Raw genomic sequence first — 21268 nt, 5'->3', positions numbered from 1 at the left:
GCACCAGTAGGTCTGGCTCTGCACACCGGCCGCAGCGCCGGCCGGCTCCCGTCCCTGGAGGCGTACCCATGTCACACCGTCCGTTGCCCGGTCGCCGCAGCGTGCTGCGCGGCTCCCTCGCCGCGTCCGCGGCCCTCACCCTGCCCACGGCCCTCGGCTCCGCGCCGGCGTTCGCCCGTTCCGGCCGGCCGGGTGCGGGTTGGGGCGTGCAGACCGGGGACGTGACCTCCCACTCCGGTCTGGTGTGGGTACGGTCCGACCGGCCGGCCCGGATGATCGTCGAGACGTCCGCGACCGAGTCGTTCCGCAACCCGCGCAGATGGCGCGGCCCGCTGCTCGGGGCCGGCACCGACTTCACCGGCACGACCAGCCTGACCGGTCTGCCGCCCGGCGAGCAGATCCACTACCGCGTGCTCCTCGCCGACCCGGACGACCCGCGCCGCACCGGCGAGCCGGTCCCCGGCACCTTCCGCACGGTGCCGGTGCGCCGGCGCAGGGGAACGCGGTTCGTGTGGTCCGGCGACCTGGCCGGCCAGGGCTGGGGCATCAACCCCGACCTCGGCGGCTACCGCATCTTCGACGCGATGGGCGCCCTGGACCCGGACTTCTTCCTGTGCAGCGGCGACACCATCTACGCCGACGGCCCCATCGCCGGGACGGCCGCGCTGCCGGACGGCGGTACCTGGCGGAACATCACCACCGAGGAGAAGTCGAAGGTCGCCGAGACCCTCGCGGAGTTCCGCGGCAACTTCCGCTACAACCTGCTCGACGAGAACCTGCGGCGCTTCAACGCCAGGGTCCCCTCGGTCATCCAGTGGGACGACCACGAGGTGCGCAACAACTGGTACCCGGGACAGGTGATCGCGGACACGGACGCCCGCTACACCGAGAAGAGCGTCGACGTGCTGGCCGCCCGGGCCCGGCGCGCGTTCGGTGAGTACTTCCCGATCTCCACTCTCCGCCCCGGCGCCCGGGAGGGACGCGTACACCGGGTGCTGCGCCAGGGGCCGCTGCTGGACGTGTTCGTGCTGGACATGCGGACCTACCGCAATGCCAACTCCCCCGGCGACCAGAGCGTCGACCCGCAGGGCATCCTGGGCCGCGAGCAGTTGGAGTGGCTCAAGCGGGAGCTGTCCCGCTCGCGGGCGGTGTGGAAGGTGATCGCCGCCGACATGCCGATCGGCCTGGTCGTGCCCGACACCTCCGAGGGCGGCGCGAACGTCGAGGCGGTGGCGCAGGGCGACCCGGGCGCGCCGCTGGGCCGTGAGCTGCAGATCGCCGAGCTGCTCCGGTTCGTCAAGCACCGGCGGATCACCGGCACCGTGTGGCTGACGGCCGACGTGCACCACACGTCGGCGCAGCACTACCAGCCCTCGCGGGCCGCGTTCACCGACTTCGAGCCGTTCTGGGAGTTCGTGTCCGGGCCGCTCAACGCGGGTGCCTTCCCGGCCAGCGCCCTCGACGGCACCTTCGGCCCCGAGCGGGTCTTCGTGAAGGCGCCGACCGCGTCGAACGTCTCGCCCGCGGGCGGCTACCAGTTCTTCGGCGAGGTCGACATCGACGGTGACACGGCCGAGATGACGGTCCGGCTGCGCGAGCAGGACGGCACGGTGCTGTTCACGAAGGTGCTCCGGCCGGGCCGGGTCGGCCAGTAGGTCCCCCCGCTCCCGCGACTCCCGTAGCTCCCGTAACTCCCGTAGGTCCCGTAGGTCCCGTAGCCTGTCGGGTGTGCCGCGCATCGGCGTCATCCCCCGGTGCGCGGCCCGGAGTTGCCGTCCGACACGAGGGAAGGCCGCGTCTCCGCCCTCGTCGTAAAAAGTGCAACAAATGCCCCAGAGGCACTCTTTACCCGTCTGTCACGGGGCGTTCGCGATCACGCAACACCCCTCCTCCACAGTGGCTGCATGAGTCGATACCTGTCCGACCTGACGACGACCGCCGCGCCCCTGATGGAGAACGGCCCCGCGGTGCCCGCCCTGCTCGTGGCCTCGGTGGCGGCCCTGGCCGCCACCGCGGGCGTCCGCACCTGGCGGTCAAGGCGCCACGGGCACGCCCCGCCGCCGGACGATACGGGCGCCCGGCCGCCGTCCGCGGCACGGCCGGCCGGGTCGCCGGAGACCGGGACCACCTCCGCCCCCGACGGCGGCTCCGGGGCCCCGGCCACGGACAGCGCGTTGTGGCGGATGCGGACGACGGTGCGGGACGCCCCCGGATCGCTGGCCCGGTTGTGCGCGGCCCTCGCCGGCCGGCGGATCGACATCCTCAGCCTGCAGACGCACCCGCTGGCCGACGGCACGGTGGACGAGTTCCTGCTCCGCGCCCCGGGCGAGCTGACCGGCTCGGAGCTGTCCGATCTGGTGTCGGCGGCCGGCGGAACCGGGACCTGGACCGAACGGGCGGACGCGCACGACCTGGTGGACGCGCCGGCCCGGATACTGGGGCTGGCCACCCGCACCGCCCTGGACACCGCGGAACTGCCGCTCGCCCTGCGGCAGTTGCTGGGCCGCTGCACCATCCGGTCGCTGCCCGCGCCGCTCGGGGGACGCCCTTCGGAGGAGGTGCCACCGGAAGGCGTACTGGAGGACACCGTGCTGCGGCTGCGCGCGCCGGAGGGCGGGACGATCAGCGTGGAGCGGCCGTACCTGCCGTTCACGCCCGCCGAGTTCGCCCGGGCCCGGGCGCTGGTGGAGCTGGACGCCCGGCTCGGTCCGCGGGTCCCGCGCGGCCGGGACGTGCTGACGCTGTCCGAGGGGAGCGACATCACGGTCCGCCGCGCCCACCCGCGTGATCTGGCGGCGGCGAAGGCGATGCACGAGCGGTGCTCGGCCACGACCGTCGGGATGCGGTACCACGGCCCGGTCGGTGACGCCGACCGGTATCTGACCCACCTGCTCAGCCCGCGCTTCGGCCGGACGCTCGCCGTGCAGACCGCCTCGGGGAGGATCGTCGCGCTGGGACACCTGCTGTGGGACGGGGACGAGACGGAGGTCGCGCTGCTCGTGGAGGACGCCTGGCAGCGCAGGGGCATCGGCGGTGAGCTGCTCCGCAGACTCGTGGCGATGGCCGCGGAGACCGGCTGCGAGAGCGTGTACGCCGTGACGCAGGCGTCCAACACCGGCATGGTCGCCGCCATGCGGGGCCTGGGCCTCCCCCTCGACTACCAGATCGAGGAGGGGACCCTCGTCGTCACGGCCCGCCTGGACGCCGCGGCCCGGGCGGCGGCGCGGCTGCCCCACGGGGAGCGGATCGGCCGGGAGTGAGCGGGCGGGGGCCCGCCCCTGTGGTCACTCGGCCCGCGCCAGCGCCTCCCGCAGGGGGATCGCCTCGGCCACCCGCTCCCCCAGCGCGTGGTCCAGGTCGGCCCACAGGTCGTCCACGTCCTCCAGGCCGACCGACAACCGCAGCAGCCGGTCCCCCACCCCGGCGTCCCGGCGGTCGTCGGCGTCGACGATGCGGTGGCTGATGGACGCCGGGTGCTGGATCAGCGTGTCGACGCTGCCGAGGCTCACCGCCGGGGTGATCAGGCGGACCCGGGCGATGACCTCGTGCGGGTCGCCGTGGATCTCGAAGGAGACCATCGCGCCGCCGATCCGCGGGTAGTGGACGCGCGTCACGCGCGGGTCGGCGGCGAGCCGCTCGACCAGTACCGCGACGTTGGCGGAGGCGGCCCGCACCCGCACGGGCAGGGTGGACAGCCCGCGCAACAGGAGGTATCCGGCCAGCGGGTGCAGAACGCCCCCCGTGGCGAACCGCACCTGCCGCAGCCGGCCGGCGAACTCCTCGTCGCAGGCCACGACACCGGCCAGCACGTCCCCGTGCCCGCCGAGGTACTTGGTGGCGCTGTGCAGCACCAGCCGGGCGCCCTGCTCGGCGGGGCGCTGCAGGACGGGCGTGGCGAAGGTGTTGTCCACGAGCAGCGGCACCGAGCCGCAGGCGTGGGCGACGGCCCGCAGGTCCACCTCGGCCAGGGTGGGATTGGCGGGCGACTCCACGAGCACCAGGCCGGTGTCCGGACGCAGCGCGTCGGCGATACCCGCCGGGTCGGTCCAGGTGACCTCCGACCCCAGCAGTCCGGCGGTCAGCAGGTGGTCGCTGCACCCGTACAGGGGCCGTACGGCCACGACGTGCCGCAGTCCCATCGAGGCGCGGACCAGCAGGACCGCGGTCAGCGCGGCCATCCCGCTGGCGAAGGCGACGGCGGCCTCGGTGCCCTCCAGCCGGGCCAGCGCCGTCTCGAAACGGGCGACGGTGGGGTTGCCGAGGCGGCCGTAGACCGGCGGGCCCTGCGGGTCGGCGCCGGTGGTGGCGAACGCGTCGATGCGGGCCGCCTCACCGCGGCTGTCGTACGACGGGTAGGTCGTGGACAGGTCGATGGGCGGGGCGTGCAGTCCCCGGCCCGCGAGGTCGTCGCGGCCGGCGTGCACCGCCTCGGTGGCCAGTGCCCTGCCCGGGTGCGGGGCGGTGCGTACGTCGTGGGGTGATGACGTGGGCGTGCGCGCAGAGTCCATGGGCGCAAGGGTGAACACCGAACGGGCCGGCCGGGCCGGTGACCGTGCTACGTTCGGCCCATGACCGAGTCCGTCGTACTGGATCCGGTGGATCTCCAGCTGCTGCGGCTGCTGCAGAACGACGCCCGGACCACCTACCGCGACCTCGCCGCCCAGGTCGGCGTGGCCCCGTCGACCTGTCTGGACCGGGTGGCCAGGCTGCGGCGGGCCGGGGTGATCCTCGGCCACCGGCTCGAACTGGACCCGGCGAAGCTGGGGCGCGGGCTCCAGGCGCTGCTGTCGGTGCAGGTGCGCCCGCACCGGCGGGAGCTGGTGGGTCCGTTCGTGGACCGGATCAGGGCCCTTCCGGAGTCGCGCACCGTCTTCCACCTCACCGGCCCCGACGACTACCTGGTCCATGTCGCGGTCGCCGACATGTCGGATCTCCAGCGGCTGGTCCTGGACGAGTTCACCTCCCGTCGGGAGGTGGCCCGGGTCGAGACGCGGCTGATCTTCCAGCAGTGGGAGTGCGGCCCCCTGCTGCCGCCCTCCGCCACCCCCGCCACCCCCGCCACGCCCTGAGCGAAATCCGGCCGCCCGCGCCGCCGGGCCTGCCGGAGCGGGCTGACGCGGCACCGGTATCCGTACGAGGATGTCCGCATGTCAGAGACCAAGAGCCCGTTGCCCCGCGAGGTTGCCGACGCCTACGTCGACGACCTCATCGCCCTCGACCCGGTCACCGGTACGTACCTCGGCGTGCAGGTGAGTTCCAGCCGTCTGCCCGATCTCTCGCCCGCGGGGCAGGAAGCTCTCGCGGAGCTGGCGCGGACCACGCTCGCCCGGCTGGACGAGGCGGAGCGCCGGCCCGGCGGGGACAGCGACGTGGAGCGGCGCTGCGCCAGGCTGCTGCGCGAGCGCCTCACCGCCGAACTCGCCGTGCACGAGGCGGAGGAGGGCCTGCGCTCGGTCGGCAACCTGGGCACCGCCGTGCACGGGGTGCGTGAGGTCTTCACGGTGACGCCGACGGGGACGGACGAGGACTGGGCCCGGATCGCCGAGCGGCTGCGCGCGGTGCCCGCGACGCTCGCGGGCTACCGCGAGTCCCTGTCACTGGGCCTGGAGCGCAAGCTGTACGCCTCGCCGCGGCCGACCGCCACGTTCGTCGACCAGCTCGGCGAGTGGGCCGACACGGGGGAGGGCCGCGGCTGGTTCGAGGACTTCGCGTCCGCCGGCCCCGAGGCACTGCGCGCCGAACTGGACGAGGCGGCCGGGGCCGCGACGGCGGCCGTGGCCCGGCTGCGGGACTGGATGCGCGAGGTGTACGCGCCGGCGATCGAGGGGTCCCCGGACACCGTCGGCCGCGAGCGCTACGCCCGCTGGTCGCGCTACTACAACGGCACCGACCTGGACCTGGACGAGGCGTACGCGTACGGCTGGGCCGAGTACCACCGGCTGCTGGCCGAGATGAAGCAGGAGGCGGAGAAGATCCTGCCGGGCGCCGAGACGCCCTGGGTGGCGCTGGCGCACCTGGACGAGCACGGCAGGCACATCGAGGGCGTCGACGAGGTCCGCGCCTGGCTCCAGGGCCTGATGGACGAGGCCATCGAGTCGCTGGACGGCACCCACTTCGAACTCGCCGAGCGGGTGCGGAAGGTGGAGTCGCACATCGCCCCGCCGGGCAGCGCCGCGGCCCCCTACTACACGCCTCCGTCGGAGGACTTCTCGCGCCCCGGCCGCACCTGGCTGCCGACGATGGGCCTGACCCGCTTCCCCGTCTACGACCTGGTCTCCACCTGGTACCACGAGGGCGTCCCCGGCCATCACCTCCAGCTCGCCCAGTGGGCGCACGTCGCCGAGGACCTCTCGCGCTACCAGGCCTCGGTCGGCATGGTCAGCGCCAACGCCGAGGGCTGGGCGCTGTACGCGGAGCGGCTGATGGACGAGCTGGGCTTCCTCACGGACGCCGAGCAGCGCCTCGGCTACCTGGACGCGCAGATGATGCGGGCCGCCCGGGTCATCGTGGACATCGGCATGCACCTGGAGCTGGAGATCCCGGCCGACTCGCCGTTCCACCCGGGCGAGCGCTGGACGCCGGAGCTGGCCCAGGAGTTCTTCGGCGCGCACAGCAGCCGCCCGGCGGACTTCGTGGAGAGCGAGCTGACCCGGTACCTGACGATCCCGGGCCAGGCGATCGGCTACAAGCTCGGTGAGCGGGCGTGGCTGCTGGGCCGGGAGAACGCGCGCGAGCGCCGCGGTGCCTCCTTCGACCTCAAGGCCTGGCACATGGCCGCCCTCTCCCAGGGCTCGCTGGGGCTGGACGACCTGGTGGACGAGCTGTCCCGGCTCTGAGCTCGCCGCCGGCACCGGCTCACCGCCGGAAGCCGCCCTCCGAGTCGACGACCTGACCGGTGACCCACTCCGCCTCGTCCGTGGCGAGCCACGCGACGAGGCGGGCCGGGTCGTCGGGCATGCCCCACCGTCCGGCGGGGAAGAGCGCGGCGATGGCCTCGTAGTCCTCGCCCGTCATGTAACCGGTGTCCACGGGGCCCGGGTTGACGGCGTTCACGGTGACGGCGTTGTCGGCGAGCGCCGTCGACAGGGAGCGTGTGACGGAGGCGAGGGCGCCCTTCTGCAGGGCGTAGGCGATCTCGCCGGGCATGCCGCCCGCGATGTCCTGGCCGGAGGTCATCAGCACGACGCGTCCGCCGGGGGTGCGGGGCGGCAGTTCGGCGCGCAGCCGGGCGAAGGCCTGGACGAGCAGCAGCACCGAGCGGGTGTCGACCCGCCAGTGCGCGTCGAGCATGGCGGCGTCGATGGTGTCCAGGGTGCCGTCGGAGCCGCTGAGCGCGTGGTTGGCGACCAGGATGTCCAGCCGTCCGCCGAGCGCCCCGGCGGCGGTGGCGAGGAGTTCGCCCGGCGCCTCGGGGTCGGAGAGGTCGCCGGGGCCGGCGACGACGGCGGCGTCCGGGTCGCCGAGTGCGGCACGTACGGAGGCGACCACCTCCTCGGGCCGGTCGGCGCCCCAGGGCATGGCGGCGTCGTGCGGAATGTGGTGGTGCAGGTAGACGCTTGCTCCGTACGCGGCGAGCCGCCGGGCCACGGCGTGGCCGATGCCGCCGCGTCGGCCGGCTCCGGTGACGAGGGCGGTCCGGCCGCGCAAGGGCAGGGGGTCGCGCCGCAGTTCTTCGGGGGTCGGCTGGGGAATTCGTGGCATGGGCAACCATGATGGGCGGTCCGCCACCGGCCCGCACGCCGATTTCGCTCCGCCGGCGCGGGCGGCCCCGGGGGGCCACGGGTCGACCCCTCCGTCGACCACCCGCGTGGACTACCCGTCGAGCCGCCGCAGTTGCACGACGTTCAGCCAGGTCTCGGGGCCGGGGCGCACCTCGGCCGCGCGTACCGCGTAGCGGCCCGGTTCCAGGGCGACCCGCACGTGCTCGGCGCGCTCGCAGTCGGCGCCGGGCCACGCAGCGTCGAACAGCAGCACGGGGCCGGACACCCGCCAGGACACCTCGGTGTCCCACTCGACGGCGTCCAGTGCGGCGGGCACCCCGGCCAGGACCTCGGCCTCGGAGTCCGCGGCGCACCAGCGGACGAAGGCACCGTGGTCGGGCAGATACGCGGTGGAGGCGGGCTCGTCGCCCAGCACCAGGGCCGTGGCGTCGCCGACCGGGAGGAGCCCGACGTGGCCGTCGACCTCGCAGGCCCGGTCGTAGTCGGAGGCCGTCTCCTCGCCGTCGGCACCCGTCCAGAACGGCAGGACCGTCTCCGGGACCGCTATCAGCGGACCGCCGCCCGACTCGACCCACTCCACCGCGCCCGGCTCCGCGTATCGCACCATGCGGCAGAACCTACACGCCCGTCAGCAGCCGCAGTCGGCCGCGTCCACCGGGGAGGTCAGGGGGTCCACGGCGCGGCGCCCGGTGCCCTGCCGGGTCTCGTGGGCGAAGCCCTCACGCACCCAGTACTCGAAGCCGCCGAGCATCTCCTTGACGCGGTAACCGAGTTCGGCGAGGGCGAGGGCGGCGCGCTTCGCGCCGTCGCAACCGGGCCCCCAGCAGTACGTCACGACCGGCACCGCGGGATCGAGGAGCCGGGGGGCCTGCTCGGGGACGAGCGCGGTGGGCAGGTGGACGGCGCCGGGGACGTGGCCCTGGTCCCAGGACTCGGTGGAGCGGCAGTCCACGAGGACGAATCCCGGGTCGCCGCCGGCCGCGAGGGCGGCGGCGACGTCGGAGACGTCGGTGTGGAAGGCGAGGCTCGCCCGGAAGTACGCGGCGGCCTCCGCGGACGGCGCGGGGGCGACGCGCAGGACGGGGTGGGCGGTGGTGGCGCTCATGGTGGGACCTCTCCTCGTCGGATCTCGTCGGATCTCGCCGGATCTCGTCGGATCTCGCCGGATCTCCTGGCCAGAAATCTAAGGTTTGTGAACGCCCCACAGAAGGACACTTCCCCGGCGTACACGTTGCTCCGCCGGGGATTCCCTGCTATCCATCCGGGATGACCACGTATTCACCGGACGCCACCGACTGGCTCATCCTCGACGCCCTCCAGCGCAACGGGCGGGCCAGCTTCGCCGAACTCGCCCGTGCCGTCTCGATGTCCGCGAGCGCGGTGACCGAGCGGGTGCGCCGGCTCGAGGAGACCGGGGTGATCCAGGGGTACGCGGCGGTGGTGGACCCCGAACGGCTGGGGCTGCCGATCCTGGCGTTCGTGCGGCTGCGCTACCCGGTCGCCAACTACAAGCCGTTCCACGACCTGGTCGCCGTGACGCCCGAGATCCTGGAGGCCCATCACGTCACGGGGGACGACTGCTTCGTGATCAAGGTCGCGGCCCGTTCGATGCGGCACCTGGAGCAGGTCTCGGGCCGGATCAGCGCCCTCGGCTCGGTGACCACGAGCGTCGTCTACTCCTCGCCCCTCCCCCGCCGGCCCCTGGGCCGCTGAAGGCCCGGCGGCCGCTCAGCCGGCGCCCCGCTGCCGCAACGCCGAACCCGACCGGCCCTTCACCACCTCCAGTTGGGCGTGGATCCGCCGCCGCAGGTCGGCGACGTGGCTGACGATGCCGACGCTGCGGTCCCGCTCGCGCAGGGAGTCGAGGACGTCGAGGACCTCGTCGAGGGTCTGGTCGTCGAGGCTCCCGAAACCCTCGTCGATGAAGAGGGTGTCGAGGCGCACACCGCCGGCCTCGTCGGTGACGACGTCGGCGAGGCCGAGGGCGAGGGCGAGCGAGGCGAAGAACGTCTCACCGCCGGACAGGGTGGCCGTGTCGCGTGCGCGTCCGGTCCAGGCGTCGACGACGTGCAGGCCGAGGCCGCTGCGGCCGCGCCCGGTGCGGTCGTCGGAGTGGACGAGGGTGTAGCGGCCCGAGGACATGCGCGCGAGCCGCGCGGTGGCCGCCGCGGCGACCTGCTCCAGCCGGGCGGCCAGCACGTAGGACTCCAGGCGCATCCGGCGTTCGTTGTCCGCCGAGGTGCCGGCGGCGAGGGTGGCGAGACGGGCCACGCGTCCGTGTTCCTCGCGCAGCGGGAGCAGTCGGCGCACGGAGGCGGTGGCCTGCGTGGACAGGCGGTCGAGTTCGGCGCAGCGCCGGGCGGCGGCGTCCCGTGCCGAGGAGGCCTCGCGCAGCCGCCGGCCCGCGTCGGCGGCGGCGCGTTCCGCCGCCGGGAGGTCGGCGGGCGGGCGCCGGGCCGCGTCGGCGGTGTCGGCCTCGGCGAGGAGGGCGCGGACGGCGGAGTCCTCGGACTGCCAGGCGTCGAGCCGCCGTTGCAGGTCCCGGTGGGCGGCGTCGTCGAGGAGTGCGGCGGCGGCGTCCCGGGGAGTGTCGAAACCGGCGCGGAAGGCGGCGTCGGCGAGCCGGGCGTCGGCGTCCTTGAGCCGCTGGGCCGTGTCCTCGGCGACGCGGGCGGCCTCGGCGGCCTCGGTGAGCCGCTCGGCCCGGCGCTCCAGCTCCGTGACCCGCGCCGCCACGCTGTCCGCGGTCCCGCGGGCCCGGGTCAACTCCTCCTCCAGGGCGAGCCGCTCGCTCTCCAGTCGCTCCCGGTTGCCGACCCGCGAGGCGGCGCGGACGGCGGCCTGCTGCTGGGCGGCGACCCGCTGCTCCCGCTCCTCCCCGGCCCGGCGCAGCTCCTCCTGCGCGGCGTGCAGCCCCGAGGCGGTGGCCCGCGCCCGCGCGTACTGCCGCTCCAGCTCCTCGGCCTCCTCCGCCAGCCGGGCGGTGGGCGCGTCCCCGGCCTCCGCGGTGGCCGCGGCCAGCGCCTCCCGTACGGTGCCCAGGCGTCGTTCGGCCTCGGCGCGCCGGTCGTCGGCCGCCTGGTAGGCGGCGAGGGCCTCCTCCTCCGCCTCCCGGTCGACGTGCCCGACGACCTTGCGGGCGGGGGCGGGGTGTTCGGTGGCGCCGCACACCGCGCACGGTGCGCCGTCGGTGAGGCCCGCGGCGAGTTCGGCCGCTATGCCGTCCAGCCGCTGCTCCTTGAGGTCGAGCCAGTGGGCGCGGGCCGCGACGGCCCGTTCGGCCGAGTCCAGCGCCCGGCGCGCGGCCTCGTCGGTGTCGCCGGCGAACTGGTCCCGCTGCCGGGCCGCGTTCAGCCGGCGCCGGGCCGGGTCGCGCTGGACGGCGAGCTGCTCGGCGCGGGCCGCCGCCTCCTGTGCCAGGTCGAGGCGGCTCTGCAGTCCGGTGCGCGTGGCCTCCCAGCCGGCGAGCCAGGTCTCCGCCTCGTGCAGGACGTCCTCGTCGGCGCGCTCCTGGCGCTCCAGCCGGGTCCGCTCCTCGGTCAGTTCGGCGAGGCGCTGCTCGGCTCGGCGGGCCGATTCCAGCCCGCCCAGTTCCTCGGCCGTCCGGCGGGCGGCGGCGGCCAGGCCGGCGGCGCCCGCGCCGGCGAGGGCCTCCGGCAGCAGGGCGCGCACCCGTGCCTCGGCGGCCGCCGCCCGGCGGTGTTCGCTGTCCGTGCCGTCCCTCAGCTCCAGTGCGGGGGCCACGGCCTCGGCCTTGCGGCCCCGCTCCATGCGCTCCTGGGCGGCGCGGTGGGCGTCGGCCCGCTCCGCGAGCCGTGCGGCCCGCTCCCGCGCCTCGGCGGACCTCAGCTGGAGCCGGTGCAGGTCCCGGGCGTCGGCCAGGTCGCGCTCGGCGGCGGCCTGGGCGGACTCGGTGGCCGCGAGCCGGCCCTCGGCGATGTCCAGCAGCTCCCGGGCCGTGCTGCGGGCGACCGCGGCGGCGCCCAGCACGGCCTCGGCCAGGCCCGGCTCGCCCGGCGCCAGCTCCGGCAGTTCCATGGCGTCGCCGGCGGCCTGCTGCATCCGGTGCGCGTCGGCCAGCAGGGCCGCGTCCCCCTCGCGCACCTGGGCCTCGGCGGCACGGCGCCGCTCGGCCAGGTGCTTCTCGACCTCGGCGAAGCGCCGGGTGTCGAAGAGCCGGCCGAGCAGCTTGCCGCGCGCTTCCGCGTCGGCGCGCAGGAAGCGCGCGAAGTCCCCCTGGGGCAGCAGCACGACCTGGCAGAACTGCTCGCGGCTCATACCGAGCAGCTGGGTGATCTCCTCCCCGATCTCCTGGTGCGAGCGGCTGAGGTCCTTCCAGGCCCCGGCGCCCGCGTCGTACTCGCGCAGCCAGGTCTGGGCCTTGTCGACGGTGGTGCCCTTGCCGCGCAGCTTCGGACGCTCCCAGGGCGGCTGCCGGGTGACCTCCAGCCGCCGGCCGGCGACGGTGAGTTCGAGGCGCACCTCGGTGCGGGTGCCGACGGCGGCGTGGTCGCTGCGCAGGGTCGCGCCCTGGGCGCTCTGGCGGGCGCCGGGGACCGACCCGTACAGCGCGTAGCACACGGCGTCGAGGACGGACGTCTTGCCGGCGCCGGTCGGGCCGTGCAGCAGGAAGATCCCGGCCGCCGACAGCTCGTCGAAGTCGACGCTCTGCGAGGCGCCGAAGGGCCCGAACGCGGTGATGTCCAGTCGGTGCAGCCTCACCGGGCCACCTCCCGGACGGTGTCGTCCGCGCGCACCGCGTCGAAGGCGTCCCGCAGCACGGTCCGTTCGTGGCGGTCCGGTCCCGCGCCCCGTACGTGCGTCACGAAGTCCTCCGCGATCTGCCGGTCGTCGCGGCCGGCGAGCCGCCGCGCGTAGGAGACGGCGGGGTCCTCCGGGCCCCGCTCGGGGTCGAAGACGAGGCTCAGGGTGTGCGGGAAGCGGCCGGTGAGTCTGGCCATGGGGTCGGCCGGGCGGACCGGGTCGGTGAGGGTCGCCTCGACCCACGCCTCCTCGTGCGGGGTCAGCCCGGGGTCGGCGAGCAGCTCCTCCAGGGTGCCCCGCAGGCGGGCCAGCGCGCGCGGCACGGGGCAGTCGAGACGCTCGGCGGTGACCGAGCCGTCGGCGTCGAGGTCGACGAGCCACATGCTCTTGCGGTGCGTGGCCTCGGAGAAGGAGTACGGCAGCGGGGAGCCGGAGTAGCGCACGCGCTCGGTGAGGGTCTGGCAGCCGTGCAGGTGCCCGAGCGCCACGTAGTCGACGCCGTCGAAGACCCCGCTGGGCACGGCGGCCACTCCGCCGACGGTGATGTCCCGCTCGCTGTCGCTCTGTTCGCCGCCGGTGACGAAGGCGTGGGCGAGGACGACGGACCGCGTCCCCCGCGCGCGCGTCGCGAGGTCGGCGCGGACCCGGTCCATGGCCGCGGCGAGCACCGCCTCGTGCCCCGCCTTCTCCACCCCGAACGCGGCCTTCACGAGGGCGGGCTCCAGGTACGGCAGTCCGTAGAAGGCCACCTCGCCGTGCGCGTCCGCCAGCAGCACCGGCGTCCCGCACCCCGCGGGGTCGGTGCGCAGGTGGATGCCGGCACGGTCGATGAGTCCGGCGCCGACGCCGAGGCGGCGGGCCGAGTCGTGGTTGCCCGAGATCATCACCGTCGGCACCCCGAGGTCGGCGAGGCGGTGCAGGGCGTCGTCGAACAGCTCGACCGCGGCGAGCGGCGGCACCGCCCGGTCGTACACGTCTCCCGACACGACCACGGCGTCGACCGCGTGCTCGCGCACGGTCGCGACGAGGTGGCCGATGAAGCCGGCCTGGGCGTCGAGCATGTTCACGCGGTGGAACGCCCGGCCCAGATGCCAGTCGGAAGTGTGCAGCAGTCGCATGATCCCCGAGGTTAACGGCAGGGTCCGACAGCCCGGGGGGGTTACTCCCGTTTCGCCCCTCACACCGCCCCGTAAAAGGCCGTTACGACCCTCTTGTCCGTTGTCGGTCGCTCCGGCCCTCACGCGTCGCCGTACGCCTCGCCGCCCAGGGCGAAGCCGGCCGTGCCCGCGGTGGCGTCCGCGAGCCAGGACCGGAAGGCGTCCACCTCGGCCTCCGGCAGGCCGACCTCGATGGTGACGGCCTCGGCGTACCGCACCTCGCGTACCGCGCGTCCCGCCGCGTGCAGGTCGTTCTGGAGCTTCCCGGCGCGTTGGTGGTCGACCGTCACCGTGGCCAGCCGGAACCGGCGGCGGGTGAGCGTGCCGAGGTCGTCCAGCGCCTCGCCGACCGCACCCCCGTAGGCGCGGATGAGGCCGCCCGCGCCGAGCTTGACCCCGCCGTAGTACCGGGTGACGACGGCGACGACGTACCGCATGTCGCGGCGCAGCAGCATCTGGAGCATCGGTACGCCGGCCGTCCCGCCGGGCTCGCCGTCGTCGCCGGCCTTCTGGACGGCCGCGTCGGCTCCGATGACGTAGGCCCAGCAGTTGTGGGAGGCGTCGGCGTGCTCCTTGCGCCTGCCCGCGACGAACGCCTGGGCGTCCTGCTCGGTGGCGGCCGGGGCGAGGGCGCACAGGAAGCGGGAGCGGTTGATCTCTGTCTCGTGCACACCCACGCGGGCGACCGTGCGGTACTCGTCCTGCATTCCGCCAGCCTATGCGCTCACCGGCGCCCGCCCCTCGGCACGGTCGGCCCGGGCCGGGGGCGGGCGGTCACTGCGGGGCTCCGACGTCGCGGGCGAGGTGGAGTCCCAGGAAGCGGTCGGCGTAGGCGTAGGTCTCGAACCGGGCCCCGTCCGGGAGGTCCGGGTCCTCCTCCACGCGGCGCAGGACCCGCAGGACGGCGGGTGCGTCCAGGTCGTCCTCCCAGGCGTCCCGCAGCCGGTCGCGCACCTCGCCCGGCACGGGGCGCGAGGGCTGCCGCGCCCAGCGGGCGACCGCGCGGCGCCAGCGTGCGAGCGTGTCCCGGGCCTCGTCCACCGCGGTCGCGCCGAGTTCCACGCGCGCGTGGTGGTGCCGCGACAGCAGGGCGAGGCGCAGGGCGTCGGGGTCGGCGAGGTCGGGTGCGGCCGGGTCCACCGGGGCGACGGCGAGGGTCGTGCCGTCCGGTGCGGCGTGCCCTTCGCGCAGAACGTGCACGACCTGGCCGGCACCCGGACCGGAGCCGGCGGCAGCGGCCTCGAAGGGACGGATGCCGAGGGCGGCCGCGTCCGCCCGCAGCCGTGCCCCGTCCTCCTCGCCCGCCGGACCGGACAGCACGGCCCACGCGGGCGTGCCGTCGAGTTCCAGGGCACGGATCAGCAGATCGGCGACGAGCAGGACGCGCAGCCCGGCCGTGTCACGGGCCGGCACGTGCGCCTGGACCCGGGTCGGGCCCCGGCGCACGGGAGCGGCGGGGGCGGGCTCTGCGGTCCGGGCGTCGATGATGTGCAGCACGGGGTGAGCGTAGGCGGGGCGGGCGCGGGACGCACCAGGGGCGCGCTCGCGGTCGCTGCCCCGGGGCGGGCCACGGAGGTCCGCGGCCGCACGGGGAATCCCCTCGGGCCGCCGTCCGTTGTCCCCACCGGAAGGCGCGACAAGCGGGTCGTCCAGAGTCCGAGGAGGCCGCCGGTGCACGGCGACGAGGCAACCGTCCGCAAGATCCTCACCGAGTCGGGTGACACCTGGGCCGTGGTGGGCCTGTCGTCCAACCGGCAGCGCGCGGCGTACGGCGTCGCCGAGGTGCTCCAGCGCTTCGGCAAGCGGGTCGTGCCCGTGCACCCCAAGGCGGAGACGGTGCACGGCGAGCGGGGTTACGCCTCCCTCGCGGACATCCCCTTCGACGTGGACGTCGTCGACGTCTTCGTCAACAGCGACCTGGCCGGGGCGGTGGCCGACGAGGCGGTGACGAAGGGAGCCCGCGCGGTCTGGTTCCAGCTTGGGGTGCTCGACGAGGCCGCGTACGAACGGACCCGGGCGGCGGGCCTGGACATGGTGATGGACCGCTGCCCGGCCATCGAGATCCCGCGGCTCGGCTGATCCGGCGGGCCGCCCCCGCCGGGCGGTCACCGAGATGACCAGGGCGCGCCGGCCACCGGTGCCCCGGGCGAGCGCGGCGCCCGCGAGGAGCGCGAAGCCCGGTGCGTCCCCGGCGCCGGGCGCTGTCCGTGCGGTTCCCGTGGGCCGCACGCCGCCGACATACTGTTCGAGTGACCGCAGCCTCTCCCCCGGCCGGCTCCGGGGCTCCGCAGCGCTTTCCGGTCGTCGTCGTGGGCGCGGGGCCGGCCGGACTCACCGTCGGCAACATCCTGCGCGCCGCGGGCGTCGACTGCCTGGTCCTGGAGACCGAGACCCGTGAGTTCATCGAGCGCCGGCCCAGGGCCGGGGTCATCGAGGAGTGGGCCGTACGCGGGCTGGAACGGCGCGGACTGGCGCGGAACCTGCTGGAGCGGGCGCAGGCGCACACCGAGTGCGAGTTCCGCTTCGGCGGGGAGCGCCACCGGTTCGGGTACACCGGGCTGACCGGTCGGCACCACTTCATCTATCCGCAGCAGTTCCTCGTCACGGACCTGGTCCGGGAGTTCGCGGACGTGCGGGGCGGGGAGATCCGTTTCGGCGTCCGGGACGTCCGCCTGCACGGTCCGCAATCCGACCGGCCGTCGGTGTCGTACCGGTGTCCCGAGACCGGTGAACGGCGCACCGTGGAGGCCTCCTTCGTCGCGGGATGCGACGGCGCGCGCGGGGTGAGCCGGGCGGCGCTGCCGTCCGGGCGGGTCCGGGTCGCACGCCACGACTACGGCGTCGGCTGGCTGGCGCTCCTGGCCGAGGCGCCGCCGTCGGCCGACTGTGTCGTCTTCGGCGTGCACCCGCGCGGATTCGCCGGCCACATGGCGCGCAGCCCCGAGGTGACCCGCTACTACCTCCAGTGCCCACCGGGCGACGACCCGGCGAACTGGCCGCACGAGCGGGTCTGGACGGAGCTCGGTCAACGGCTCGGCGCGGTCGGCGCGCCGCCGCCCGAGGAGGGACGCCTGATCGAGAAGCGGGTCCTGGACATGCACGGCTACGTCGTCGAGCCCATGGCCCTCGGTCGCCTCTTCCTGGCGGGGGACGCGGCCCACCTCACCGCGCCGATCGCCGCCAAGGGCCTGAACCTCGCCCTGCACGACGCCTTCCTGCTCGGTGACGGACTGGTCGAGCACCTCGCGCGGGGCGACGACACGGGACTGTCCGGCTACTCGGCCGCCTGCCTCGCCCGGGTGTGGGACTACCAGGAGTTCTCCCAGTGGCTCGCGGAGCTGTACCACGGCACGACGTCGGGCGATCCGCACCGGGCGGGCGTCGCGCTGGCCCGGCTCCGGCGCCTGTTCGACTCGCCCGTCGCGGCGGCGGCGTTCGCCGAGCTGTACGTCGGCGCCCGGACCACCGGCTGAGTCCTACCGTCACGCGCGGCGCGTCCCGCGCCCGCTCAGGCGACGCCGAGCCCCTCCAGGACCGCGGCGCCCGGCAGTTCGGCGAAGGCCTTGCCCGGCACCAGCAGCTTGCCGCGCCGCCGTCCGCTGCCGACGAGGACGTACGGCAGGTCGACGACGGCCGGGTCCACCAGCACGGGCCAGTCCCCGGGCAGCCCGACCGGGGTGATGCCGCCGTACTCCATGCCGGTCTCGCCCGTCGCCGTGTCCATCGGGGCGAACGAGGCCTTGCGGGCCCCGAGGTGGCGGCGTACGGCCCCGTTGACGTCGACCCGGGTGGTGGACAGGACCACGCAGGCGGCCAGGGTGCTGCCGCCACCCCGCTTGCCGGTGACGACCACGCAGTTCGCGGACTGTTCGAGCAGCTCCCGGCCGTAGTGCTCGACGAAGACGGCGGTGTCGGCCCATCGCGGGTCGGTGTCGACGTAGAGGATCTGGTCGGCGGGGGTGCTGCCGCGCCAGTGGCGTACGGCGTCGGCGACCGGGCGGGTCAGCTCGTCGAGGCAGTCCGGGGCGGGTGTGGCGCTGTCGAAGTTCCCGATGGGTGCGTGCATGGCGGCACGCTAACAACGGCGGGCGGTGCGGGGGACGGCCGTCTCAGCGGACGGGCGGCACCGAGACCGCCATGGTCATCTCCATCGGCCCGTCGCCCTCGTTTCCGTACGTGTGCGGGGTGTCCGACTCGAAGGAGGCGCTGGCGCCCGTCGGCACGCGGTGTGCCACCCCGTCGACGGTGAGGGTCAGTTCCCCGGCCGTGACGTGCACGAGTTCGACCGTGCCGGTGGGGTGCGGGTCGGACGGGCTGCTCTCGCCCGGCATGAGCCGCCACTCCCACATCTCCAGCGGGCCGGGCGCCTCCACGCCGGCGAGCAGCCGGCTGAAACTGCCGGCGTCGGTGTGCCAGAGCCGGATCGCCTGCTCCGCGGGGACGACGCGGACCGTGGGCCCCTGCTCCCGGTCGAGCAGCGTGCTGATGCTGATGCCGAGCGCGTCACCGATCTTCACCACCGTGCCGAGGCTGGGGTTGGTGCGGGCCTGCTCGATCTGGATGAGCATGCCGCGACTGACGCCGGCCCGGGCGGCGAGCGTCTCCAGGGTGAAGCCGCGCTCGCCGCGCCAGCGCTTGACGTTGCGCGCCAGGGACTGGGTCAGCAGGTCGAGGTCGGCCACGTTCCGTCCAGGTTCTTGTCCACTGTTCTCGGGTGCCGCGCTGCGTCGGGGGCCACGGTCGGATGCACCCGAACGTTCACCGAACTGTACTGCGCGGCGACGGCGACCGGCCGGGGCGGCGAACGCTCAGCCCTCGGCGGCCGGTTCCGCGACCCTGCCCGCCGACCCGGTCCGGTCGTCCAGCTCGGCGAGGCGCGCCACCGCCTCGTCGTCCAGCCGCGACAGGGCGCGCAGCTCTCCCGGCGTGACCCCGTCGGGGATCGGCACCGGGGCCGGCGTGCGCAGCGGCGGCTGCCAGCCCTCCTCGGGCGTCCAGCGCCGTACGACACGGGCGGGCGCGCCCGCCACCACGGAGTGGTCGGGCACCGCGCCCCGGACCACGGCTCCGGCCGCGACCACCACGTTCCGCCCGATCCGCGCGCCGGGCAGGATCACCGCGCCGGTGCCGACCCAGCAGCCGGGGCCGATCTCCACCGGGTCCATCCGGGGCCACTGCTTGCCGATGGGCTGGTGCGGATCGTCGTAGGAGTGGTTGGTGGACGTCACGTAGACGTACGGGCCGAAGTAGCAGTCGCTGCCGATGCTGACCGTGGTGTCCGCGATGACGTGGCTGCCGCGCCCGAGGACGACCCCGTCGCCGATGCGCAGGATCGGCTCGGGTCCGAGGTCCAGGTCCGGCATCAGGCCGGCGGTCAGGGTGACCTGCTCGCCGATGATGCAGTGGGCGCCCACGTGGATCCAGGGTTCGCCGAAGACCGTGCCGAGCGGGAAGGCCAGCCGGGTGCCCGTGCCCAGGGCGCCGAAGCGGAAGCGGCCGGGGTGCGCCGCGGTGACGGAGCCGGTGCGCTGCACCCAGGCCCAGCCCGCGTGGACGGCCCGCTGCGCGAGGCGGCTTCGCCAGGACGGATACGTGTTCTTGCGCTTCGGCACCCGCTCACGGTAGTGGGCGTGCGGTGCGGGCACGGAGCGGGAGTGCTGTGATCTTCACCCCACCGGGTGGCGTACGGTGCCGTACATCACCCGAGCAGGAGGCGATGATGACGCAGAAGGCGCTGATCACGGGCATCGGTGGCAGGGAGCCGAAGGTGGACGCGGAGGCCTTCGTGGCGCCGACGTCCTCGGTCGTGGGGGACGTGACGCTGCACGCGGGGGCGAGCGTCTGGTACGGGGCGGTGCTGCGCGGCGACGTCGAGCGGATCTCCGTCGGAGCGAGCAGCAACATCCAGGACAACTGCACGCTCCACGCCGACCCGGGCTTCCCCGTCACCGTCGGTGAGCGGGTCTCCGTCGGGCACAACGCCGTGGTGCACGGGGCGACCGTCGAGGACGACTGCCTGATCGGCATGGGCGCCACGGTCCTCAACGGCGCGGTGATCGGCGCCGGTTCGCTGGTCGCGGCCCAGGCCCTGGTCCCGCAGGGGATGCGGGTGCCCCCGGGTTCACTGGTCGCGGGGGTGCCGGCGAAGGTGAAGCGGGAGCTGACGGAGGAGGAGCGCCAGGGGGTCACGCTGAACGGCACCATGTACGCGGCCCTCGCCGTGGAGCACCGGGCCGCGGTGGGAGAGCACTCGTAGCGGAGGTCCCGCGCCCAAGGCCCGCACGACGGACCGGCGCGGACCGCGCCCCGCGCCGCTGCTCGCCGGGCCCCCGGGGCGCGCCGCTACTCGGCGGTGGCGAGCGGCTGCGCCCTCTTCGCCTTCCTCTTCAGGACCAGCATCGAGGTCACGCCGATGACCACGGCGAGCACCAGGCCCAGCCAGGAGAACCGCTTGAGCCAGGACTCGGCGACGACGCCGACGTAGTAGATGACCGCGGTGGTGCCGCCCGCCCAGACGATGCCGCCGAGGACGTTGGCGATCAGGAACTTCCAGTACGGCATCCGCAGCACACCGGCCAGCGGGCCGGCGAAGATGCGCAGCAGGGCGACGAAGCGGCCGAAGAAGACGGCCCACATGCCCCACTTCTGGAAGGAGCGCTCGGCGGTGGCGATGTGCCCCTCGCTGAAGTGCCCGGGGAACCTGCGGCCCAGCCGGGCCAGCAGTGGCCGGCCGCCCTTGCGGCCGATGGCGTACCCGACGGAGTCGCCGATCACCGCGCCCGCGCTGGCGCAGACCCCGAGGACCAGCGGGTCCACGCCGCCGTGCTGCGACGACAGCAGGGCCGCCGAGACCAGGATGATCTCGCCCGGCAACGGGATGCCCAGGCTCTCCAGACCGATGACGAGTCCGACCACGGCGTACACGGCCGCCGCGGGCACCGTGTCGAGCCACTCCTGGACGTGCAAGGCCACACCCTCCGCTTCGCATCCCTGCTGGGTCCCGGGTGGGCCTCGCGCCGCTTCCCGGGTCGCCTCGATCGGGCGACCCGGGAAGCCTACCGGTTCACCGGGTGTCAGCCGTTGGGACGCAGGGTCCAGATGACGGTCATCTCGCCGGTCACCGCGCCGTCCTCACGCTGGATGGCGACGCTCACCGGGAACTCCGGGCGGCTGCCCGCGTCCAGCTCCGCGACCACGTCGGCGACGGGGCGGCCCAGCGTCGCGGTGGCCTTGACGGGGCCGAGCGCGATCTTCTTGAAGGCGATCTCCGCGGTGACCGGCAGCGGCACCGCCCGGGAGAGCTGGTCGCCGAAGGCGGCCAGCACGATCGCGCCGCTCGCGGACTCGCCGAGGGTGAACATGGCTCCGGCGTGGGGTCCGCCGACGTGGTTGCGGTACTCGCTCTGGTCCGGCAGGGCCAGTACGGCCTTCTCCGGAGTGGTCTCCAGGTACTCGAGGTTCAGGGTCCTGACCATCGGCACCGTGGCGGCGAGCAACTCGCCGATCGACATCTGATCTGCGCTCATGGCAGCAGGTTACCCACGAGTAGCAACTTGGGGCCAGGCCTCCGCGTGGATCGCGCCCGTCCGCGGTTTCGGTACGTCCCTGACAAGGCCCGGTGACCGA

General features: G+C 74.7%; 21 protein-coding genes. 8 read left to right on the top strand and 13 right to left on the bottom strand.

The features are described from left to right. Positions 1-68 precede the first annotated feature (68 nt). Both ACGF5T_RS27670 and ACGF5T_RS27665 read left to right on the top strand, forming a co-directional pair. A complete protein-coding gene (locus ACGF5T_RS27670; protein ID WP_356606381.1) occupies positions 69-1655 on the top strand; it encodes an alkaline phosphatase D family protein in 1587 nt (528 codons plus the stop codon). Between the two features lie 249 nt (positions 1656-1904). After that, the gene (locus ACGF5T_RS27665; protein WP_366767582.1) at positions 1905-3260 is read left to right on the top strand and encodes a GNAT family N-acetyltransferase; all 1356 of its coding nucleotides are present in this window, start codon (positions 1905-1907) and stop codon (positions 3258-3260) included. A 24-nt stretch (positions 3261-3284) separates the two neighbouring features. Here the strand turns inward: ACGF5T_RS27665 and ACGF5T_RS27660 are convergent, their stop codons facing one another. After that, positions 3285-4508: a PLP-dependent transferase gene (locus ACGF5T_RS27660; protein WP_366767581.1), complete on the bottom strand. Its 1224-nt coding sequence runs from the start codon at positions 4506-4508 to the stop codon at positions 3285-3287. A gap of 60 nt (positions 4509-4568) precedes the next feature. Between ACGF5T_RS27660 and ACGF5T_RS27655 the strand changes: the two genes are divergently transcribed. After that, positions 4569-5069 (top strand): Lrp/AsnC family transcriptional regulator, encoded by a 501-nt coding sequence (locus tag ACGF5T_RS27655; RefSeq protein WP_356606375.1) that lies wholly within the window; start codon positions 4569-4571, stop codon positions 5067-5069. Between the two features lie 78 nt (positions 5070-5147). After that, a complete protein-coding gene (locus ACGF5T_RS27650) occupies positions 5148-6836 on the top strand; it encodes a DUF885 domain-containing protein (protein ID WP_366767580.1) in 1689 nt (562 codons plus the stop codon). A 19-nt stretch (positions 6837-6855) separates the two neighbouring features. Here the strand turns inward: ACGF5T_RS27650 and ACGF5T_RS27645 are convergent, their stop codons facing one another. The 3 genes from ACGF5T_RS27645 to ACGF5T_RS27635 form a co-directional block, all read right to left on the bottom strand. Next, entirely contained in the window at positions 6856-7701 is an 846-nt protein-coding gene (locus ACGF5T_RS27645) for an SDR family oxidoreductase (protein ID WP_356606371.1), read from the bottom strand. A 111-nt stretch (positions 7702-7812) separates the two neighbouring features. Beyond that, positions 7813-8328 (bottom strand): immunity 21 family protein, encoded by a 516-nt coding sequence (locus tag ACGF5T_RS27640; protein ID WP_356606369.1) that lies wholly within the window; start codon positions 8326-8328, stop codon positions 7813-7815. Positions 8329-8349: 21 nt separating this feature from the next. Beyond that, positions 8350-8826: a rhodanese-like domain-containing protein gene (locus ACGF5T_RS27635; protein WP_356606367.1), complete on the bottom strand. Its 477-nt coding sequence runs from the start codon at positions 8824-8826 to the stop codon at positions 8350-8352. A 161-nt stretch (positions 8827-8987) separates the two neighbouring features. Here ACGF5T_RS27635 and ACGF5T_RS27630 point away from each other — a divergent pair, with 161 nt between their 5' ends. Next, positions 8988-9434 carry an Lrp/AsnC family transcriptional regulator gene (locus ACGF5T_RS27630; RefSeq protein WP_063481504.1) on the top strand — a complete coding sequence of 149 codons (447 nt, stop codon included), beginning with the start codon at positions 8988-8990 and terminating at the stop codon, positions 9432-9434. Positions 9435-9449: 15 nt separating this feature from the next. Here the strand turns inward: ACGF5T_RS27630 and ACGF5T_RS27625 are convergent, their stop codons facing one another. The 4 genes from ACGF5T_RS27625 to ACGF5T_RS27610 form a co-directional block, all read right to left on the bottom strand. Further along, the gene (locus tag ACGF5T_RS27625) at positions 9450-12443 is read right to left on the bottom strand and encodes an SMC family ATPase (RefSeq protein ID WP_366767579.1); all 2994 of its coding nucleotides are present in this window, start codon (positions 12441-12443) and stop codon (positions 9450-9452) included. Next, entirely contained in the window at positions 12440-13603 is a 1164-nt protein-coding gene (locus ACGF5T_RS27620) for an exonuclease SbcCD subunit D (protein WP_366767578.1), read from the bottom strand. The genes ACGF5T_RS27625 and ACGF5T_RS27620 overlap by 4 nt, the downstream gene beginning before the upstream one ends. 119 nt (positions 13604-13722) lie before the next feature. After that, complete coding sequence (locus ACGF5T_RS27615) at positions 13723-14349, bottom strand: YigZ family protein (protein WP_356606361.1); 627 nt, start codon at positions 14347-14349, stop codon at positions 13723-13725. A gap of 67 nt (positions 14350-14416) precedes the next feature. Further along, positions 14417-15139 carry a hypothetical protein gene (locus ACGF5T_RS27610; protein WP_356606359.1) on the bottom strand — a complete coding sequence of 241 codons (723 nt, stop codon included), beginning with the start codon at positions 15137-15139 and terminating at the stop codon, positions 14417-14419. A 174-nt stretch (positions 15140-15313) separates the two neighbouring features. Between ACGF5T_RS27610 and ACGF5T_RS27605 the strand changes: the two genes are divergently transcribed. Next, complete coding sequence (locus tag ACGF5T_RS27605; RefSeq protein WP_356606357.1) at positions 15314-15721, top strand: CoA-binding protein; 408 nt, start codon at positions 15314-15316, stop codon at positions 15719-15721. A 170-nt stretch (positions 15722-15891) separates the two neighbouring features. Further along, on the top strand, positions 15892-17115 hold the full coding sequence (locus tag ACGF5T_RS27600; RefSeq protein WP_366767577.1) for a 4-hydroxybenzoate 3-monooxygenase: 1224 nt from the start codon (positions 15892-15894) through the stop codon (positions 17113-17115). A 35-nt stretch (positions 17116-17150) separates the two neighbouring features. On the opposite strand, the gene ACGF5T_RS27595 is transcribed toward ACGF5T_RS27600, so the two are convergent. The 3 genes from ACGF5T_RS27595 to ACGF5T_RS27585 all read right to left on the bottom strand — a co-directional run bounded on the left by ACGF5T_RS27595 (position 17151) and on the right by ACGF5T_RS27585 (position 19254). Beyond that, a complete protein-coding gene (locus ACGF5T_RS27595; protein WP_356606353.1) occupies positions 17151-17708 on the bottom strand; it encodes a YbaK/EbsC family protein in 558 nt (185 codons plus the stop codon). 43 nt (positions 17709-17751) lie between these two features. Then, complete coding sequence (locus ACGF5T_RS27590) at positions 17752-18324, bottom strand: XRE family transcriptional regulator (protein ID WP_366767576.1); 573 nt, start codon at positions 18322-18324, stop codon at positions 17752-17754. Positions 18325-18450: 126 nt separating this feature from the next. Then, positions 18451-19254 (bottom strand): acyltransferase, encoded by an 804-nt coding sequence (locus ACGF5T_RS27585; RefSeq protein ID WP_356606349.1) that lies wholly within the window; start codon positions 19252-19254, stop codon positions 18451-18453. 107 nt (positions 19255-19361) lie between these two features. On the opposite strand from ACGF5T_RS27585, the gene ACGF5T_RS27580 reads away from it, so the two are divergent. Next, positions 19362-19898: a gamma carbonic anhydrase family protein gene (locus ACGF5T_RS27580; protein ID WP_356606915.1), complete on the top strand. Its 537-nt coding sequence runs from the start codon at positions 19362-19364 to the stop codon at positions 19896-19898. 86 nt (positions 19899-19984) lie between these two features. On the opposite strand, the gene ACGF5T_RS27575 is transcribed toward ACGF5T_RS27580, so the two are convergent. Continuing rightward, positions 19985-20608 carry a DedA family protein gene (locus ACGF5T_RS27575; protein WP_356606347.1) on the bottom strand — a complete coding sequence of 208 codons (624 nt, stop codon included), beginning with the start codon at positions 20606-20608 and terminating at the stop codon, positions 19985-19987. Positions 20609-20715: 107 nt separating this feature from the next. Then, on the bottom strand, positions 20716-21153 hold the full coding sequence (locus tag ACGF5T_RS27570) for a DUF4442 domain-containing protein (protein ID WP_356606913.1): 438 nt from the start codon (positions 21151-21153) through the stop codon (positions 20716-20718). Positions 21154-21268: the final 115 nt, after the last annotated feature.

Source organism: Streptomyces sp. NPDC047853, from assembly GCF_043204535.1.
Lineage (GTDB): Bacteria > Actinomycetota > Actinomycetes > Streptomycetales > Streptomycetaceae > Streptomyces.
This window is presented reverse-complemented; position numbering and strand designations above follow the sequence as displayed.

Bases quoted from the DNA above. Each gene is read 5' to 3' on its own strand.
- ACGF5T_RS27670 (WP_356606381.1), top strand. From the start codon at position 69: ATGTCACACCGTCCGTTGCCCGGTCGCCGCAGCGTGCTGCGCGGCTCC.
- ACGF5T_RS27665 (WP_366767582.1), top strand. From the start codon at position 1,905: ATGAGTCGATACCTGTCCGACCTGACGACGACCGCCGCGCCCCTGATG.
- ACGF5T_RS27660 (WP_366767581.1), bottom strand. From the start codon at position 4,508: ATGGACTCTGCGCGCACGCCCACGTCATCACCCCACGACGTACGCACC.
- ACGF5T_RS27655 (WP_356606375.1), top strand. From the start codon at position 4,569: ATGACCGAGTCCGTCGTACTGGATCCGGTGGATCTCCAGCTGCTGCGG.
- ACGF5T_RS27650 (WP_366767580.1), top strand. From the start codon at position 5,148: ATGTCAGAGACCAAGAGCCCGTTGCCCCGCGAGGTTGCCGACGCCTAC.
- ACGF5T_RS27645 (WP_356606371.1), bottom strand. From the start codon at position 7,701: ATGCCACGAATTCCCCAGCCGACCCCCGAAGAACTGCGGCGCGACCCC.
- ACGF5T_RS27640 (WP_356606369.1), bottom strand. From the start codon at position 8,328: ATGGTGCGATACGCGGAGCCGGGCGCGGTGGAGTGGGTCGAGTCGGGC.
- ACGF5T_RS27635 (WP_356606367.1), bottom strand. From the start codon at position 8,826: ATGAGCGCCACCACCGCCCACCCCGTCCTGCGCGTCGCCCCCGCGCCG.
- ACGF5T_RS27630 (WP_063481504.1), top strand. From the start codon at position 8,988: ATGACCACGTATTCACCGGACGCCACCGACTGGCTCATCCTCGACGCC.
- ACGF5T_RS27620 (WP_366767578.1), bottom strand. From the start codon at position 13,603: ATGCGACTGCTGCACACTTCCGACTGGCATCTGGGCCGGGCGTTCCAC.
- ACGF5T_RS27615 (WP_356606361.1), bottom strand. From the start codon at position 14,349: ATGCAGGACGAGTACCGCACGGTCGCCCGCGTGGGTGTGCACGAGACA.
- ACGF5T_RS27595 (WP_356606353.1), bottom strand. From the start codon at position 17,708: ATGCACGCACCCATCGGGAACTTCGACAGCGCCACACCCGCCCCGGAC.
- ACGF5T_RS27580 (WP_356606915.1), top strand. From the start codon at position 19,362: ATGACGCAGAAGGCGCTGATCACGGGCATCGGTGGCAGGGAGCCGAAG.
- ACGF5T_RS27570 (WP_356606913.1), bottom strand. From the start codon at position 21,153: ATGTCGATCGGCGAGTTGCTCGCCGCCACGGTGCCGATGGTCAGGACC.